The sequence below is a fragment of the Flavobacterium sp. MEB061 genome (genome assembly GCF_000834715.1).
Classification (GTDB): Bacteria; Bacteroidota; Bacteroidia; order Flavobacteriales; family Flavobacteriaceae; genus Flavobacterium; species Flavobacterium pectinovorum.
On the sequence record NZ_JXQR01000010.1, the window covers coordinates 53464 to 72313 of the forward strand.

The following is an 18850-nucleotide window of genomic DNA, read 5'->3' on the forward strand; positions in this document are numbered from 1 at the left end:
TATTATTTGGTTTCTATTTCAATTATTTTTCTTCCGTTTTCGCCTAAAAAATGGTTGACAATTTTTTCGTAAACCTTATAGCCGTCATCAACATTGGTAAAAATAAGTAAGCCCTGTTTTGTTTTTGGAAGCAATAAAAAAATCGTCTGAACGCCTTTGTCTGCGCCACCATGCGAAAGTGCATAATTGCTATTTCCTAAGTCGTAAATTTCAAAACCCAACCCGAAATATTTGTTTTTCTTTGTCTCAATTTGATGCGAAATCATGTCGTTAAAGACTTTTTCGCTCAAATTATCGCTATTCATTACGCTGCATAAAAAAGTTCCGTAATCTTCAATTGAAGTTAATAAATCATCGGCAGCGTTTGCGGTTTTGTTTTTGGTTGGTTCGTAGGCAACTCCTTTGTTGCTATAATTAATAGCATATCTTGAAAGATCGATTTTATCATTCCAGATTAGTTGTGTATCGCTCATTTTTAACGGATCAAAAACCAATTCATTTGCTAGTTGATCTAATGTTTTATGAAATTTCTTTTCTAATGCTTTTCTCAAATATTCGAATCCTTCTCCGGAATATTGATATTTTGTTCCCGGTTTAAACTTAAAATCTAATTTCCCGGATTCGTTCATAAATCTCCAATTCGGAAAACCGGTTTGGTGACTCAGAATAATTCTTGTCGTCAGCAATTTTGTATTTGGATCGTTTGCGATATCCGGATCTGTCCAATATTTATACAGTGGCTCGTCAAGATTCCATTTCCCCTGACTTACGAGTTTTAGCGTTACGATTGCCGTTACCGGTTTTGTCAATGAAGCGACATTCCAAATGGTATTATAAGGAGCTGAAATACCTTTTTTAAGTTCGCCAAACACTTTTACTTGCTGCAGTTTTCCATTGTTAATTACGCCAATTCCCAATGTTGGAACATTATTTTGTGATAGCCATTTTTCAATTTCTTCATCATTATCAAAAATATCAGACTTTGTTTCGGCCATTTGAGAAGACTGATGATCATAGCTGAGGGATCTGTGCAATTTCCAGATTCCGTTTTCTAATATCCACAGATGCGTAAATTTGGCTGTACTGCCAAAATTTTCTTTAGCGGCCGCCAGAGATTCATTATTCTCTGCAAACTTTTCATAAAATTGATGAATGCCTATTTGAATAGCGCCATACAAAACACTTTTTTTGTATAAAGGATAAATTTCGGTACTGTTGGGGATTAGATATCTTCGGGATTGAAATTTACTTATAGAACCACAAAGACCTTTTTTAAGGTTTTTCAGAAATAAAGTCTTGTCAGAAATACTGTCTTTGTCGTGATAAAATTCAAAATTATCACTTACAAGGTTTTCAAACTGTGAAATATCGCAAGTATTAAAGCCAACATTAAACAGAAGACTGTCTTTTGACATGATGGTTTTGTACAATGTTGAGGTTTTTTCTTCCTGAGAATATCCAAAATGGAATTGAAAGAGGAATGTCCCCATTAAAATTGCTTTTAATGGGAAAAATGACGGATTGATTTTCATTTTATGATTGATTGATTGATTGATTGATTGATTGATTGATTGATTGATTGATTGATTGATGATTTGCAATATTAGTACAATGAAAATTTTTAAAATTGTACAAATGCGAATTATTCTCTTTTTTTTGAAAGAAAATAAGAATTTGAATTGAATGTTTTTGGAGTCGTTTTCATCACATCTTTAAATTGTTTTATAAAATGTGACTGGTCAAAATATTTGTTATAAAGGGCAACATCGGTCAGATTTAATTTTTCCAGACCAATATTCACCATTTGATCGATTGATTTCCTGAATTTCAGAATCTGAATGTATTTTTTGATTGTAAGTCCGGTTGCGATTTTAAATTTAATTTGCAATAATCTTTGTGAGACATTTAGAATGTTTCCAATTTCCGAAACCGTAATTTCTTCGTTATGAATTTTAATGATTTCACAGATTCTCTCTACAAGATTTTTGTTTGAATTTGAAGTATTTAAGTCTTCAAAATACGTATTAATTATATCCAGTAAAACTAAAATATTACCATTTAAACCAGAATTAATTTCGTGTTTAAATGGCAATTCATTTTTATTAATCCTGATAATTGAATCGGTAAAATTGCTTAAATCATAATTAGGAAACATCGAAAGCGTCCAGGCATGCAATTGAATTATGGTGACTTTTGTTTTCGGCTGAATATTAACCAAAACTTTATTCGTCATTTGCGAACAAAAATAGAAACCTTCGGGCATTTCATATTTTTGTTTGCTTGTATGAACTTCGATAGCATTTCCACTCACAATGGCGAGATTAAAACAGCCGTTTGGTAAAACGAGTTTGTTTTCGATCAGGCTTTCGCCGATGCTGTTATCGAGACACCAAATTTTATTGACAAATCTTTCGCAATTTTCGCTCACATAATATTCTGAATATAAGTTCATTTTTAGATTATTATGTTGTTGATTGTCTCAGATTTATTTTTTTCCTGTAAATAATTCTACACTTGATGTTTTCTTAAACGGATCATTAAAGAAACTCAATAAAACCATATTAAAGAGTTCCGGTTTTTCGTAAGCACCAAAATGAGTTGCACCTGGCATTACAAAAAAGTTCGAGTTTTCGATATTGTCAAAAATTTTAATCGAATGTTCTAATCGTATAGCATCTCTATCGCCCGACATAATTAGCACGGGACATTTAATTTTCTGCAAATCTTTCTCGGTGATATTAGGCTGATGCGCTAATAAAGTGTAGAGATTTTTGGTACGAGGATCTTTGGTTACTTTTAAAGTATCCAAAACCATTTGATCAATTTCGTTAAAAATGGCTTTTTTTCCCGGAAATATATTCGCACCAAAAGTGGCTACTTTCGCAGTTTTATCCGGATGATTTATAGCCAATAAAAGACCTAGAATTCCACCATCGCTTTGTCCCCAAATATTGGCATTTTTAATTTTAAGTGAATCTAATAAAACACTTACATCATCGGCCATTTGCACATAATTCAATTGTTTTTTCGAATCATCTACAGATTTTCCGTGGCCTCTGCTGTCAATTGCGATTACCTGAAAATATTGTTTAAAATATTCAATTCTGCGAGTATGACCTTTTATTGATCCGCCATTTCCATGAAGTAAAACCAGAGGCTGACCGCTTCCGTAAACTTCATAGTACATTTTAATGCCGTTAATTTGTTTGTAATGTCCCGCTTCAGGATTGTTTCCGTACGGAATTTTGATTTCTGTCTGCGCGAAAAGAGTTCCAAAAGTTAGTAGGAGAATTGAAAATAGAATGATTGATTTTTTCATTTGATTTGATTGATTTTGATTGATGATGACGTCTAATAATTATTAGACGTCAAAATTTTGTTTTTGTTTCAATATTGATTGAGAAATAAATAAGGATTTACTATTGGAACTTCTAGATTACAAATCCTATTTATGTGATAAATAGAAATTTTGCGCTGTTAGCACTTATAAAACTTTTAATTTTTTTGTTTAAGATTCTGTTTATTGATTTTAGTTTTAATTATTTCGATTTCTTGTCTTAGTTTCAAATTGTCATTCTCCTTATTTATATTTAAAATAAAAGTAAGAATTGATAATATAATTGCAATTAATGATAGTATATATGGTAAGAAACGAGTTCTATAAATCCACTTTTTAGAAAGAAAATCGTATTTTTCTTTTTCAGAATTTATTTTGTTTTCTTCATTCTGTATATGTAAATTATTGAGCCAGCCTCCTTTGTTTATTACTTCTAATCCATATGAGCTTAAGTATATAATTCTATTATTACTTATAGGTTTGATAAGAAGTTTCAGATCATCAATCATTATAAGTAGCAAACTATGATATTCAATATAATCAGTATGATTTTCAAAGTCATCTTCATCTTTCATTTCATAGTGTTCAGTCTCACTTATATTTTTTAAAATTTGATCTATTTTTATATTGTTCATTAATTTAAATTTAATTGATATTTGATAACTTTTAGTTTTGTCACTAAATTACTGTATTTTTCTCTTATAAAACGTTTAAATAAATTCCGCAAAATATTCTCTTTTAGTATTCTTCCATTCCTCTAAAATAATACTATAATAAACATCATCTTTACTTTTTCCTTCAGAATCAACATAATTATTTCTGAAGATTCCTTCTCGTACAGCACCTAATTTTTCTATAGCTTTTTGCGATTTTGTGTTCTCTAAATCAGCACTAAACTGTATTCTTTTGAATTGAATATTTTCGAAACCAAAATTTAATAATTCGTATTTGCAGGCTTTATTCAAACCAGTTCCCTGAAACGCTTTTCCGTACCAGGTCCAACCAATTTCACATTTTTGGCTAGCGTGGTTTAGATAACCGTATCTTGTGCTTCCGGCAACTTTATTGGTTGCTTTGTCTATAATTAAAAATGGATAACAAATTCCGTCTGCTTTTTGTTTTAAGGTGTTTTTGATGTAGTTTTCGAAGTCCGTTTCGGTTCGAACATACATTCCCATGTATTTCCAAATTTCATCATCAAAAATGATTTCTTTGAGCTCGATCTTTCTTTCATTTTCAAATGGAAGTAATAAAACGCGTTCGTTTTCTAAGATTATATTTGATTGTAATAGTTCGCTTTTCATAGGATTTTGTTTTAATTGTTTGCCACGAAGTCACAAAGGCGCAAAGTTTTTGCGCAATCTTGTCATTTCGAAATGACAATAAATGAGAAAAAACTTTGCGTCTTTGCGCCTTTGCGAGATTATTCTTCAGCGAAAATAATCCTTTTCGGATTTCTAATAAATCCATAAAAACAGGATTTTGTTATGAAAACGGGATTTGCATGCTATATAAATCATAAATATTTCCTTTATTTTTAAGGTCTTGTAGAATTATTACTTATTTTTACGATCTTATATTTAGATTTTTCTTGATGCAAACTTCACTAAAAATTGCCGTTGTAGGTTCTGGATTGGTAGGATCATTATTGGCAATTTATCTTAAAAAAGCAGGTCACACCGTTCATGTTTATGATCGTAGTCCTGATATTCGCAAAATAAATTTTTCTGGGCGTTCCATCAATCTGGCTATGTCTAATCGGGGTTGGAAAGCACTTGATGGCGTTGGCGTTGGCGATTCAGTTCGTGAAATCGCGATTCCGATGGACAAACGGGCGATTCATTTGGTAGATAAACTCAATTTTCAGAATTACGGTCAGGAAGGTGAGTCGATCTATTCGATTTCGAGAGGAACTTTAAATCGGAAAATGATCGATCTTGCTGAAGAAGCCGGAGCCGAATTTCTGTTTGACCAAAAAATCTGGGACGTAACGCTAAGCGATGCAACTTTGCACATTGGTGAAACCGAAAGAGGCGAGTGGGAGGAGAAGAAATACGATATGGTTTTTGGTGCCGATGGTGCTTTCTCAAGAATTCGTCACAGAATGCAGCGCCAGAGTATGTTTAATTATTCGCAGGAATTTTTGAATATGGGATATAAAGAATTGAATATTCCGGCAAATACTGATGCTACCCATAAACTGGATAAAAATTCTTTTCACATATGGCCTCGAGGCGAATATATGTTGATTGCGCTTCCTAATCTGGACGGAAGTTTTACTTGTACTTTATTCATGCCTTTTGAAGGAGAAAATTCATTTGCATCGCTTACAGATCGAAAAATGGTGGAAGATTTCTTTACAAAAAATTTCCCCGATTCGATTGAAGTGATTCCGAAACTGGCCGAAGATTTCTTTAAAAACCCAACAAGTACTTTGGTGACTATGAAATGTTTCCCATGGACATACGAAGATAAAATTGCATTAATTGGAGATGCCTGTCATGCCATTGTTCCGTTTTACGGACAAGGAATGAATGCAGGTTTTGAAGATATTACAATTTTAAACGAAATGATTGAGAAATATGGTGACGATTGGAAAAAGATTTTCGCTGAATATCAAATTTCACGTAAACCAAATGCCGATGCAATCGCAGAACTTTCGTACCGTAATTTTATGGAAATGAGTACAAAAACGGCCGATGAGAAATTTTTGCTTCAAAAGAAAATCGAAAAAGCTTTTTCTGATAAATATCCTGAAAAATGGATTCCGCTGTACAGCCGTGTAACTTTTAGCGATCGCCCATATGCAGAAGCTTTGGCGATTGGTGATTTCCAAAACGGAATTATGGAAGAAATTCTAAAAATAGACAACATCGAAAATATTTGGAACACACCTGAAATCGATAATAAGATTTTGCAGTTGTTGCAAAACGCATAATTTTTTCTACCATATAAGTTATATAAGTTCATTTAATCTTTACGCAAAGTTTTTATGTGAACTTATATAACTTATATGGTGGAAATTTTTTATTTTTTGAAGATTTTGGTTAGAACACCAAAAACCCCTCTGATAAAAGTAGCACTCGTTACGACTTTCAAAACAGATTTTCCAACAACACTTGCAGTGCTAGGTTCAGATTTTGAAGATCTTGCCGGGGCTTGTTCTTCTTGCTCTGCCGCAGCCTGAGTTGCTTCTTCAATTTTTTTATTTAGAATTTCGTAAGCACTTTCACGGTCAATTTCTTCACTATATTTTTTTACTAATTTAGATTTGCTGTTGATGGCTTCGATTTCATCAGAAGTCAACACATCCATGCGGCTCATTGGTGCACGCATCATAGTAGCGACAAGAGGTGTTGGAACTCCTTTTTCATTCAAAGCTGTTACTAAAGCCTCCCCAATTCCTAAATTAGTAAGCAATTCGTCTGTTTTGTAATATTGGGATGTTGGGTAATTATCAGCTGTTTTTTTTATTGCCTGTCTGTCATTTGCAGTAAAAGCTCTAAGAGCATGTTGAATCTTTAATCCTAATTGCGCCAAAACACCACTCGGAACATCCATTGGATTTTGTGTTACGAAATAAACGCCAATTCCTTTAGAACGAATTAATTTTACGATAGTTTCAATTTGTTCTAATAATGCTTTGCTGGCTTCGTTAAAAATTAAATGGGCTTCGTCAATAAAAATAACCAATTCCGGTTGTTCAGCATCTCCCTTTTCAGGCATCTTTTGGTAAATTTCTGCCAATAAACTCAACATAAAAGTCGAGAATAATTTGGGTTTGTCCTGAATATCGGTCAAGCGGATAATGTTTACATATCCTTTTCCGTTTTCATCAATTCGCATTAAATCATCAATTTCAAAAGATAATTCACCAAAAAACAAATCTCCGCCTTGTTGCTCTAATTCTATTATTTTTCTCAAAATTGTTCCCGTTGTTGCAGTCGAAATCTTGCCATAGCTTTGTGTGATTTCGTCTTTTCCTTCTTCGGTAATATAGTTAATGACCTTTTTAATGTCTTTCAAATCCAGTAAAGGCATTTGTTTGTCATCACAATATTTAAAAATTACCGCAACAACTCCGGTCTGCGTATCATTTAAATCTAAAATTCTGGAAAACAGTACAGGGCCAAACTCAGAAACCGTGGCGCGTAAGCGAACTCCGTTTTGTTTAGACAAAGACATTAATTCAACAGGAAATGCAGTTACATTATAAGGTATGTTTATTTTGGCATGACGCTCTGTAATAAAACCTTCCTCTTTTCCTTCTTTGGCTATACCACTAAAATCACCTTTTATGTCCATCATCAGGACGGGAATTCCAGCATTTGATAATTGCTCTGAAAAAACCTGAATAGTTTTAGTTTTTCCCGTTCCGGTGGCTCCGGCAATTAACCCGTGACGGTTTAAAGTTTTTAGCGGAATTTTTACGTGTGCCTCCGCAATTGGCTCGCCGTCAAGAATTGCACCACCAAGAATGATGCTGTCACCCTTAGATAAATAACCATTGTTTATATCTTGAATGAAATTGTCTTTTTTATTCATTTTTTTGTTTGTAATTTAGATGATTATAAGAGTATTGCTTTGTTTTTTAACAATTTGATTACTTTTTTTTTAGTAAGAAAAAGCTTTTTCGGGTTAAAAATATAATAAAAAATTATTTCGCAACTTTTTAAGAAGATATCAATGGAATCTTTGAATATTTACTAAAACGTTGTAATTTTCCCAGAAATCATGCTATTTTTTGTTTTATCAAAAACCTGAGGTTCGCAATTTAATGAGATATTTTTTAAATTGACGTTAAATTTGCTTGAATAAAATTAAAAAAAGTTTTTTTATTTAAACTAAACGTATAAATTTGCTCCTCTACAAGTTAAATATAACTAAAAAATAAAAATTATTTAAAACTATTAAAATTTAAAAAAAATGGCAAACGTTAAAGTTAAAAAAGAAAGCACTTCGAATGGGGGAGGAATGATTACTGGAATCATTATTGTTGCGTGTATTTTGGTTGGGGTGTTTATTTGGAAAGTAATCATGGGAGATGCTGCTAACTTCGAAGGAGGTAATCCTGAAACAGGTCACCCGATCAATACATTAGGTCAAGTATATAAAGGAGGATTTATTGTACCTGTATTATTAGGTATGTTTTTAATGGTTGTTGTGTTTTCTATTGAAAGATTTATCGTTATTGGAAAAGCGGCTGGAAAAGCTAACTTAGACAAATTCATGAAAAGCGTTCAAGGAAGTATTAAAGAAGGTAACATCGAAGCTGCTATCGCTGCATGTGACAAACAACAAGGTTCAGTTGCAAATGCAATTAAATCTGCTTTGATTAAATATCAAGACGTTAAAAAAGAAGGTTTCAACAGTGAAGAGGCTTCAGAAGTAATCCACAAAGAAATCGAAGAGGCAACTTCATTAGAAATGCCAATGTTAGAAAAAAATATGACTATTATCTCTACTTTAGTATCATTAGGAACTTTAGGAGGATTATTAGGAACTGTATCTGGTATGATTAAAGCGTTTGGTGCGTTAGCTTCTGCTGGAACTCCAGATCAGGCTGCTCTTGCAACAGGTATCTCTGAAGCACTTATCAACACTGCGACAGGTATCTCTACTTCAATCTTGGCTATCGTTTCTTACAACTTCTTTACTGCTAAAATTGACGATTTAACTTACTCTATCGATGAGGCTGGTACTACAATCGTGAATACTTACAGAAGATTCAGAGGAAGTTTGAAACAATAATTAATTTTTGAATAATTACAATTAATTATATCAAAATAAAAATAAAAGAGAATGGCTAAAATAAAAATGAAAAAAAAGTCAACATCGACAGATATGACTGCCATGTGTGATGTTGCGTTCCTTTTGCTTACGTTCTTTATTTTGACCGCTACTGCTAAAGTGCCAGAAGCACTTCCTGTAGATATGCCTTCTTCTACTGTTCAAAGTAAATTACCAGATTCTGATTTGGCAATTATTACGATAGGTAAAGGAGATGACGGGAAAAGCAAAGTGTTTTTTGACATTAAAGGGAGAGAGATTCGTAAAAGAACTCTTGAAGGAATGGGTGCAAAATTCGGTGTGACTTTTTCAGAAGATGATAAAACTAAATTTGCTTTGATGGATGACTTCGGTGTTCCAGTAACAAATTTGAAACAAATCATTGATATGAAGGCGTCTGATAGAGTTAAAGCAAATCAACCTGGTATTCCAATCGATTCTTTAGATAATCAATTAAAAGAGTGGCTTTTGGTAGCAAGAAGAGCTTCAATTGACATTGATGATAAAGAATTGCAGATTGCAATAAAAGGAGATGCTAAAGAACAATATCCACAAATCAAAAAGATTATGGATATTTTACAAGATCAGAAAATCAATTCCTTTAACTTAGTTACAGGTATGAGAGGAAAAGACTTTTAATTAAAAAAGATACACTAAAATGGCTGAATTAAATACCGGCGACGGTGGTGGCGGAAAAGGTGGCAAAGTAAGAAGTAAAAAGCAAAATTCGAAAGTCGATTTAACGGCTATGGTGGATTTAGCATTCTTATTGATCACATTCTTTATGTTAACCACATCGTTGTCAAAACCTCAATCGATGGATTTGTCATTGCCAGATAAAGACGATGATCCTACTAAAAATAAAGATATTAAGGTAGATGAGAATCGTACGATGACAGTAATATTAGGGGAAAATAATAAAATGATTTATTATATGGGATTATTAGCGTCTCCTATTGCTGGACCTAAAGATATTACATATGGTAAAGATGGTATACGTAGAGAAGTTCTTAAAAGAAAAAAATCAGTTTTAGAATATTCTGCTGCTCTAGGAAAACCGAAAAATGGTATCATCGTTATTATTAAGCCAACTAAAAAGTCAACTTATCGCAACTTAGTTGATATGTTGGATGAGATGGCGATAGCGGGAGTAGATACTTATGCAATTGTTCCTGAGTTTACACCAGAGGAAACAAATTTGATAGATAAAAAATAAGAGTTATCTTGTTTTAACCTCCTAATAATCAAGAAAAATGAAATTAGATATTATAAAAAATCAGTGGCTTGATATCGTATTCGAAGGACGTAATAAGATATATGGTGCATATGAGCTAAGAAAATCGAACAGTAAAACTACGATAAAAGCGCTTATCATAGGTTCTGTTATTTTTGCTTTTGCTGTTGCAGCTCCTCTTATTGCAAGTTTTTTACCAGACTCTCAAGAAGAAGATGTAAATAACGATATTAAGATTGCTACTGTAAAATTACCTCCGAAAAAAGAGGAAATTAAGCCAAACCAACCACCACCACCACCACCACCACCAAAAGTGGATCAGGTGAAGTTTGTGAAACCGGTTGTGGCTAAAGCAAATGAAATTACTGAAGATCCTCCAAAAATTGAGGAACTTAAGGATAAGAAAGTTGGTTCTGAAACTATCAAAGGAGATCCAAATGCAGTACTTACTGTAGATGAGCCAGTAGGAACAGGTCCTGTTTCTCAGGTAGTAGAAGAAGATAACAACGTGTATAACACAGCTGGTATCGAAGTAAAACCAGATTTCCCTGGAGGAATTGAAAAATTCTACAAATTCGTAGGAAACAATTACAAGACTCCGGAAGAAGAAGGTTTAAAAGGTAAAGTTTACGTTACTTTTGTAGTTGAAAAAGACGGTTCATTAACCGACATTAAAGTTTTAAGGGATATCGGTTACGGTACAGGAGCTGAAGCAATTCGTGTTCTTAAAAAATGTCCAAAATGGACTCCCGGCGAGCAAAATGGTAAAAAAGTCAGAGTACTTTACTCTCTTCCTATTACTATTCAATCTGCAGAATAATGTTAAAAGATATGCTTAATAATATTCAGAAGAAATCGCTCAAAGAGCGATTTCTTCTTGTTTTAGGAATACTCTTTTTTTTAATATATCTTGTACTGGGTTTAATGATTATGTTCTGGAAAAAACTTCCATTAGATATGGAACCTAAATATAGATATGCTTTTGGTGGTTTACTGATTGTTTATTCGGCAATCCGTTTTTTAAGGTTAATTAATTCAAATGCAGAATAAATTATGTTGAAATATGGTAAAGTTTTCGGTTTAGTAGTTTTTGTCTTTTTGTTTGCCATGTGTAACCAAAAAAGCAAAAACGAATCGAAAGAAACAATTTTAAAGGGTTCAATTGATATTGTTACTGATGAAACGATAAAACCAATTGTAGATGACCAGGTAGCTGTTTTTGAAGGAACATACTACGATGCTAAAATTACAGTAAAACCTAAGTCAGAAGGTGAGCTTATAAATGATTTGTTAAGTCAGAAAGCTAAAGTAGTAGTAACAGCTCGTAATCTAACTAAAGAGGAATTACAAAAATTTGAAAAGAGTAAAATTAATCCAAGAGTAACTCCTTTCGCAGTTGATGCAATTGCTTTAATTTCAAACAAAAGCAATAATGATACTTTAATTGCGTTGAAGTCAGTAATAGATTTTATGCAAGGTAAATCAGATACAAGAATTAAAGGTTTAGTTTTTGATAATCCAAATTCAAGTACGGTGCGCTATATGAAGGATTTGGCAAAGGTTAAAGAAATTCCGGCAAATGGTGTTTTTTCTTTCAAAACAAATGATGAAGTTATTAAATTTGTTTCTGAGAATGACGGAATGATTGGTGTTGTTGGCGTAAATTGGTTATCACAGCCTTCTCCAAATATGGTTGACATTGTAAAGAAAATTAATGTTTTGAGCGTAAAAGGATTAAAAGATAATAACTATTATAATCCAACACAAAATGATCTTGCTGAATTAAAATATCCTTTGGCACGTGATTTGTTTATTATAAATTGTCAGGGATATTCTGGATTAGGAATGGGGTTTGCTTCATTCATCGCCGGAGATATTGGACAACGTATAGTTTTAAAATCTGGATTGCTTCCTGTTAGAACTCCCGGAAGAAAACTACAAATTAGAAGTCAAATTATAAACGATAAAGAATAAATTAATTACAATAAAGATGAATAAATTTAAAATTTTTAGTCTTGCCTTAGTTGCTTCAGCTTCTGTAGTAAAAGCGCAAGATATCAAAGAAGCTAAAAAAGCAATCGATGCAGAGCAATTTCAAAAAGCAAAATCATTGCTGAAATCAATCATTAAAGCAAAACCATCTGATGGAGAAGCTAATTTTGTTTTAGGTAATGTTTACTTAAATCAATCTATTATTGATTCTGCTAAAATTTATTACTTAAATGGATTAGAAGCATCTGAAAAGAAACACTTAAACTATATAGGTTTAGCTCAAATTGATCTTGATAATAAAAACACTGCTTCAGCTACTGCTAATTTTGGATTAGCAACAAAAGACATAAAACGTAAAGATGTAGATGAATTTATTTACATTGGTAAAGCATACATGAATTCAGTAAATCCTGATTATACAAATGCTGTTGCCTCTTTGAAAAAAGCTTTAGCTATTGAACCACAAAATGCTCAGGCGCTTTTAGCAATTGGTGATGCATATTATGGAGCAAATAATCAAAATGACGCTTACAAAGCATATCGTGATGCATTTACTGCAGATCCAACACTTTTGAGAGCTAAAATGCAATTGGGAGTTTTGTTAAAAGGAGCAAAATCTTATGAGGAAGCTATTAAATCTTTCAATGAAGTTATTGCTTTAAATGCTAATTATGGACCTGTTTACAGAGAATTAGCTGAAACATATTACAAATGGGCTAGAAATAAACCATCTACTTCTACTGTTAACTTGCAAAAAGCAATTACGAATTACGAGAAATATTTAAGCCTTACAGACTATTCTTTAGATTCAAAAATGCGTCATGCAGATTTCCTAATCTTAGTTAAAGATTATAAAAATCTTGAAGTTGTTGCAAACAAAATGATTGCTGAAGATAAAGTTAATCCAAGAATCTTTAGATATTTAGGATATGCTGCTTATGAAAATGGAAATTATGATGTAGCTATTAAATCTATTGAAGATTATATTAAAGTACCAACAAATAAAATAATCGGAAGAGATTATTTGTATTTAGGTTACGCAAAGATTAAAAAAGGAACTAATGCTGAGGGTGTTGTTGATCCTGCAGTTTTTAATGCTGGTTTAGCTGAAATTAAAAAAGGAGTTGCTATGGACCCTTTAGCTGTTGAAGAGCTTGGTGATTTTGGTAAAGAATTATTTGGTAAAAAACAATTTGCTCAGGCTGCAGCTCTTTATGAATTGAGCTCTAGTAATACAGAATCAAAAAATTACCTAACTGATAATGTGTATTATGGGATCTCTCTTTATTATGCAAATGTAAATAAAACGGCTACCGCTCCTGAAGTTATTGCTGATTTAGGTAAAGCGGATGCTGCTTTTGACAGAGTTTTGGTTGCTTCTCCTACTTATGATGAAGCTTACTTATACAAAGGCAGAATCAATAACTTGTTAGAGAAAGATGATCAAATTATCAAAAACTACGAAGAGTATGTTACTAAAATAACAGCAAAAGGTGCTGAAGAATTAGCGAAACCTGCTACAGTTAAAAAAATTGTAGAAGCTTACAATAGCATTGGTGCTAGTTATGCTAATACAGATAAAGCTAAAGCGGTTGAATATTTCAATAAAACTTTAGTTTTAGATCCGGCTAATACTTACGCTCAACAATCTGTGAAAGCTTTAAAATAATTATAGTTTTCTATTAAATATAAAACCGATAGCTCGCAAGACTATCGGTTTTTTTGTTCCGTATTTAATTGACTATCTTTGCACTTTAAAATAAAATAATGTTATCAAAAGAAATACAATTAGAAGTAAATAAAGGAGCAATGTTGCCTTTGATGGAAGAATTTTACACCATTCAGGGCGAAGGTTTTCATACAGGAACAGCTGCTTACTTTATACGAATTGGAGGTTGCGACGTAGGTTGCCATTGGTGTGACGTAAAAGAAAGTTGGAATGCAGAATTGCATCCGCCAACAAGTGTTGATTTAATTGTAAAGAACGCTGCAACTTATGCTGATACAGTTGTAATAACAGGAGGAGAACCATTAACATGGGATATGACTTTATTAACTCAGGAATTAAAAAATAAAAATTTAAAAGTTCATATAGAAACCTCAGGCGCTTATCCGCTTACAGGATTTTGGGATTGGATTTGTCTTTCTCCTAAAAAAAACAAATTACCAACCCAAACAGTTTATGATAATGCACACGAATTAAAAGTGATTATTTATAATAAACACGATTTTATCTTTGCAGAAGAACAAGCTGAACTTGTAAATGATGGTGCAATTTTATTTCTTCAGCCTGAGTGGAGTAAAAAAGAAGAAATGACGCCTTTAATTGTTGATTATGTAATGAACAATCCAAAATGGAGAGTTTCATTACAAACGCATAAATATTTAAATATTCCATAAATAATGGTCTAAAACAAAAAAAACTCTTCGTTTGAAGAGTTTTTTTTGTTTTAAGTAAATAGTATACAACAATGTATAAAATGTATAAAAAGGATACAATGTTTTTATTTCCAGTTTTTATATTTTTTTAGGGAAGTAATATGCGCTAGATGGTGATTTCCGTGCCAGGCATAAAGACCAATAATTTCTTTTATTTTATATTCTGAATTATTTTCCGGATGAATAAATGATTTTTCAAGTTCAGTTTCGGATAAACTTTTCATTAAAAATGCCAGCCGCGCATGTAAACCTTCTAGCAAATTCAAACTTGACTCTATTGGCATATGTAAATTATCTTGTAAAGCCGACCAAAGATTCTCGTCATATGGTTTTATAACCGGATTATTTTCTGTTAAGGTCCATTTTATTCGAATAAAACAATTCATATGGCTTTCGGCACAATGATGGATTACTTGGCGAACTGTCCATCCGCCAGGACGGTATGGAGTATTAAGCTGATCATTATTTAAATTTCCTGTTTCTTTTTTAAGCCTTTCTGGAAAAGATTTAATTTCTTCAATCTTGGCTAATATGTAATCTGATGAATACGTTTTAGGAGCAATAAATTTTCCAATCGGGTATTTTAATTTTTCTAAATTTAAATTTTCCATGAATTCGAGTATGATTTAAATTGAAAGTCTGGCCAAATAATCATAATTTTCTCCTTCTAAAACAAGTTCACATTTTAATCCATTTGCAATAGCAGCATTTTGAAGTGTGTTATAATCTAAGTACAACCAATCAAAAGGCTCTTCTTTTTCTCCTTTATAAGAAATATTAAAAACAAGTTCGCCATAATAATCATTATTTGATGGAATCCACTTTCCGCCATCTTCATCTTCGTCAAACATATATATTATATCAGAACTATCTAATAAAATTTGTCCGCCTTCATTTAAAAGTGATTTTAGTTTCGATAAGTATTTATTGCAGTTATCTAATTTTCCAAAAATGCCAACGCCATTCATCAATAGTATAATGGTATCGAATTTTTCTCCCTCAAAATCTAAAATATTCTGAACTTTGGCATTTTTTACACCTCTAAGTTTACAGGTTTCTATTGCTTTTTCAGAAATATCTATAGAAGTAACCTCTAGCTTTCGATCATTTTGTAATGACAAGCTATGGCTTCCGGCTCCGCAACCTACATCAAGTGTTTTTCCAGTTGCTAATTGTAGTGCCTTTTGCTCAATTTTTGGCATTTCATTATAAGAACGGAATAAATAATCTACACTCATTTCATCTTCTTCAGAAATTGTAGTTTCGGTAATAATATCTTCAGGCGAATTATTGGTCTGAAAATCAAACATCGCTTTTCCAAAAAGATCTTTCATGGTAATTTAGTTCAAAGTTTAAGGTTTCAAGTTTAAAGTTGTTTAATTTTGCACATCAACTTTAAATAGTAAACTTGAAACAGATTTTAAATAACTTAAATAAGTTAGCCAAAGATAAGCATATCGAAAACAAAAAGTATTTTGATAAGCTGAAAAAGAAACAACCTAAAAATTTAGATTATGTTATGCAGGATTTGCATGACGCCGAATTTAAAAAGACAGATTGTTTACAATGCGCCAATTGTTGTAAAACAACCGGGCCATTATTTACTTTGGCTGATATTGAAAGAATTTCAAAATCTTTTAGACAAAAACCACAGCAATTTATTGATCAATATCTTCGAATAGATGAAGATAAAGATTATGTTTTAAAAAGTGTGCCCTGTACTTTTCTTGATAATGAAAACTATTGTATGATTTATGATGTTCGGCCGAAAGCGTGTAGAGAATTTCCTCATACTGACAGAAAAAAGTTTCATCAAATCGCAGATCTTACATTGAAAAATGTTGCAATTTGTCCCGCAGCATATAATATTGTTGAAGAAATGAAAAAGAAACTACCACTTTAAGAATTTAAATATTTTGTAATTGTTTTTAGTTACAATTCGTTTTTGTTTTTTTAAATGTATTTTTGAATAAGATAAACTTAACCAACTTAATAAATCAATAAGACCCTTATAAATTGAATCTGGAATATTTTATAGCAAAAAGACTTATTACTGCCAAAGATTACAAAAGCAGTATTTCGGCCCCGATCATCAAAATTGCCATTTCGGCTATTGCCATTGGCATTATAATGATGTTGGTTTCAGTTGCAACCGGAATTGGATTACAACAAAAAATACGCGAAAAAGTTTCAGCTTTCAATGGTCAAATTATTATTTCGAATTACGATAATAATAATTCAGATGTAACATTGGTTCCAATTTCTAAAAAACAAGATTTTTATCCCAATTTTAAGTCAGTTCCAGAGGTAAGTCATATTCAGGCAATCGCAAGTAAAGCGGGAATCATTAGAACTGAAAATTCATTTGAAGGAATTATTTTCAAAGGAGTAGGAGGAGATTATGACTGGAATAATATAAAAGAATATTTAGTAGAAGGTAAATTACCGGATTTTTCTAAAAACTTAAACGAAGAAGTAATTATTTCCAAATTTCTGGCAAATCGCTTAGACTTAAAAGTTGGAGATAATTTTAATACCTTTTTTATTAAAGAAGAACAAGGCAAGATGCCCAATAGCCGTCGATTCAAAATTACGGGTATTTTTAATTCAGGATTCCAGGATTTCGATGCAACTTATATAATAGGAGATATTCGCCATATACAACGAATCAATAAATGGAATCCGGATCAGGTTGGCGCTTTTGAAGTTTTTGTAAAAGATTTTAAGAATATTAAAACAACCGGTGATCAAATTTACGAACAAACATCTTCAAGTTTAGATACAAAAACTATAGTCGAAAAATACAGTTATATATTCGATTGGTTACAGCTCTTCGATTTCAATATCATCGTTATTTTGGCGGTTATGATTTTAGTAGCCACTATAAACATGGTTGTAGCTTTATTGGTTCTTATTTTAGAACGCACACAAATGATTGGAATTCTAAAAGCATTAGGAGCTAATAATTGGACAGTTCGCAAAATATTTTTGTACAATGCTTTCTATCTCATTATACGAGGACTTTTTTGGGGGAATGTAATAGGTATTTCTATATTACTCATTCAGCAGCAATTTGGGATTGTTCAGTTAAATCCCGAAAATTATTATGTCAACCAGGCTCCGGTTTATATAAATTGGGGGTATGTGATTTTATTGAATCTGTTGACGATTACAATTTGCTTTCTGGTATTGCTGATTCCTTCCTATATCATAACCAAGATTTCTCCAGTTAAAGCTATTCGATTCGATTAACTATATAATGATAGTTGAGATTTTCTACAACCCGACAGTTTTTAAACTCTGTCGGGTTTGTTTTTTTAGATATAATATATAATAGTAAGATGACTATTTATAAGGAGCTGTTCCCGCTGTTCCTTCCAATCTTTTGTGGTGAACCCCACCACAAAAGGATTTTCCCTCCCATCGGGGCTAGGGGAGTTGTTTTCAGGAGAAGTGTTGTTTATATAAGGAGAAAACAGGGAAAAAAGACTTTGTGTCTTAATGCCTTTGTTGCAAAAAGCCAAAAAAGACATCCAAAAGGATAAAAATCCCGGAAACGAAGCAGAAAGCAAATGTTGTAGAGTTCTCAGAAAAGGATGTATTAGTGTGTAAAGTCCATAAAAACGGTAGTTAAGGAAGCAAAAGAATTGAGATAAATACAAACACTACAGAAAATTCCTAGAAACGATAAAAAATATCAAATCGTAAGTTTTGAGTTATCAGAGTGTTAAGAAAAACTTTTGCAAAAGATTGAAATTATATAAAAAAAAGGCTTGTAAATGTAAATAAAGGTGCTACTTTTGCACCCGCAACAGCGACAGACGTTCTAAGAAATACTGACAGGCATACGGATTTTGGAAAGAAAAATTTTTTCAAAAAAAGATTCAAAAAAGCTTGTGAGATTTAAAAACAGAAGTTACATTTGCACCCCGCAAAACAGGGAAAGTTCATTGACAGATTGGTAAATAAGAAGTAAAAAAGGAAAGTAAAATTTTCTTAAAAAAAACTTCAAAAAACATTTGCCAGTTAGAAATAAGTTTTCTACTTTTGCACCCGCT

General features: G+C 32.1%; 19 protein-coding genes. 11 read left to right on the plus strand and 8 right to left on the minus strand.

The window, feature by feature from the left end; translation table 11 throughout:
• Positions 1-2: 2 nt before the first annotated feature.
• From RT99_RS05195 to RT99_RS05215, 5 genes are all read right to left on the minus strand, one after another.
• Positions 3-1490 (minus strand): serine hydrolase, encoded by a 1488-nt coding sequence (locus RT99_RS05195; RefSeq protein ID WP_042563702.1) that lies wholly within the window; start codon positions 1488-1490, stop codon positions 3-5.
• Between the two features lie 152 nt (positions 1491-1642).
• The gene (locus RT99_RS05200) at positions 1643-2452 is read right to left on the minus strand and encodes an AraC family transcriptional regulator (protein ID WP_042563684.1); all 810 of its coding nucleotides are present in this window, start codon (positions 2450-2452) and stop codon (positions 1643-1645) included.
• Between the two features lie 33 nt (positions 2453-2485).
• Complete coding sequence (locus RT99_RS05205; RefSeq protein WP_042563685.1) at positions 2486-3319, minus strand: alpha/beta fold hydrolase; 834 nt, start codon at positions 3317-3319, stop codon at positions 2486-2488.
• 176 nt (positions 3320-3495) lie between these two features.
• Positions 3496-3972: a hypothetical protein gene (locus RT99_RS05210; protein ID WP_042563686.1), complete on the minus strand. Its 477-nt coding sequence runs from the start codon at positions 3970-3972 to the stop codon at positions 3496-3498.
• 75 nt (positions 3973-4047) lie between these two features.
• Positions 4048-4641, minus strand: coding sequence for a GNAT family N-acetyltransferase (locus RT99_RS05215; RefSeq protein WP_042563687.1), 594 nt, complete (start codon positions 4639-4641; stop codon positions 4048-4050).
• Between the two features lie 290 nt (positions 4642-4931).
• Between RT99_RS05215 and RT99_RS05220 the strand changes: the two genes are divergently transcribed.
• Positions 4932-6275 carry an NAD(P)/FAD-dependent oxidoreductase gene (locus RT99_RS05220; protein ID WP_042563688.1) on the plus strand — a complete coding sequence of 448 codons (1344 nt, stop codon included), beginning with the start codon at positions 4932-4934 and terminating at the stop codon, positions 6273-6275.
• 89 nt (positions 6276-6364) lie between these two features.
• Here RT99_RS05220 and RT99_RS05225 read toward each other — a convergent pair whose 3' ends face one another.
• Positions 6365-7882, minus strand: coding sequence for a helicase HerA-like domain-containing protein (locus RT99_RS05225; protein WP_042563689.1), 1518 nt, complete (start codon positions 7880-7882; stop codon positions 6365-6367).
• Between the two features lie 381 nt (positions 7883-8263).
• Here RT99_RS05225 and RT99_RS05230 point away from each other — a divergent pair, with 381 nt between their 5' ends.
• The 8 genes from RT99_RS05230 to RT99_RS05265 all read left to right on the plus strand — a co-directional run bounded on the left by RT99_RS05230 (position 8264) and on the right by RT99_RS05265 (position 14753).
• A complete protein-coding gene (locus RT99_RS05230; RefSeq protein WP_042563690.1) occupies positions 8264-9088 on the plus strand; it encodes a MotA/TolQ/ExbB proton channel family protein in 825 nt (274 codons plus the stop codon).
• A gap of 51 nt (positions 9089-9139) precedes the next feature.
• A complete protein-coding gene (locus tag RT99_RS05235) occupies positions 9140-9766 on the plus strand; it encodes a biopolymer transporter ExbD (protein WP_042563691.1) in 627 nt (208 codons plus the stop codon).
• Between the two features lie 19 nt (positions 9767-9785).
• Positions 9786-10343 carry a biopolymer transporter ExbD gene (locus RT99_RS05240; protein WP_042563692.1) on the plus strand — a complete coding sequence of 186 codons (558 nt, stop codon included), beginning with the start codon at positions 9786-9788 and terminating at the stop codon, positions 10341-10343.
• 37 nt (positions 10344-10380) lie between these two features.
• A complete protein-coding gene (locus RT99_RS05245) occupies positions 10381-11181 on the plus strand; it encodes an energy transducer TonB (RefSeq protein ID WP_042563693.1) in 801 nt (266 codons plus the stop codon).
• Complete coding sequence (locus tag RT99_RS05250) at positions 11181-11411, plus strand: hypothetical protein (protein ID WP_026983456.1); 231 nt, start codon at positions 11181-11183, stop codon at positions 11409-11411. The genes RT99_RS05245 and RT99_RS05250 overlap by 1 nt, the downstream gene beginning before the upstream one ends.
• A gap of 3 nt (positions 11412-11414) precedes the next feature.
• Positions 11415-12335, plus strand: a complete 921-nt coding sequence (locus RT99_RS05255; RefSeq protein WP_042563694.1) for a PstS family phosphate ABC transporter substrate-binding protein — start codon at positions 11415-11417, stop codon at positions 12333-12335.
• A 16-nt stretch (positions 12336-12351) separates the two neighbouring features.
• Positions 12352-14022, plus strand: a complete 1671-nt coding sequence (locus tag RT99_RS05260; protein ID WP_042563695.1) for a tetratricopeptide repeat protein — start codon at positions 12352-12354, stop codon at positions 14020-14022.
• A gap of 98 nt (positions 14023-14120) precedes the next feature.
• Positions 14121-14753: a 7-carboxy-7-deazaguanine synthase QueE gene (locus RT99_RS05265; RefSeq protein WP_042563696.1), complete on the plus strand. Its 633-nt coding sequence runs from the start codon at positions 14121-14123 to the stop codon at positions 14751-14753.
• 104 nt (positions 14754-14857) lie between these two features.
• Here RT99_RS05265 and RT99_RS05270 read toward each other — a convergent pair whose 3' ends face one another.
• Together RT99_RS05270 and RT99_RS05275 are read right to left on the minus strand one after the other, a co-directional pair.
• Positions 14858-15403: a YfiT family bacillithiol transferase gene (locus tag RT99_RS05270; RefSeq protein WP_042563697.1), complete on the minus strand. Its 546-nt coding sequence runs from the start codon at positions 15401-15403 to the stop codon at positions 14858-14860.
• A gap of 15 nt (positions 15404-15418) precedes the next feature.
• On the minus strand, positions 15419-16126 hold the full coding sequence (locus RT99_RS05275) for a bifunctional 2-polyprenyl-6-hydroxyphenol methylase/3-demethylubiquinol 3-O-methyltransferase UbiG (RefSeq protein ID WP_042563698.1): 708 nt from the start codon (positions 16124-16126) through the stop codon (positions 15419-15421).
• A 74-nt stretch (positions 16127-16200) separates the two neighbouring features.
• Between RT99_RS05275 and RT99_RS05280 the strand changes: the two genes are divergently transcribed.
• On the plus strand, positions 16201-16695 hold the full coding sequence (locus RT99_RS05280) for a YkgJ family cysteine cluster protein (RefSeq protein ID WP_031455300.1): 495 nt from the start codon (positions 16201-16203) through the stop codon (positions 16693-16695).
• A 113-nt stretch (positions 16696-16808) separates the two neighbouring features.
• Positions 16809-18044, plus strand: coding sequence for an ABC transporter permease (locus tag RT99_RS05285; protein WP_042563699.1), 1236 nt, complete (start codon positions 16809-16811; stop codon positions 18042-18044).
• Positions 18045-18850: the final 806 nt, after the last annotated feature.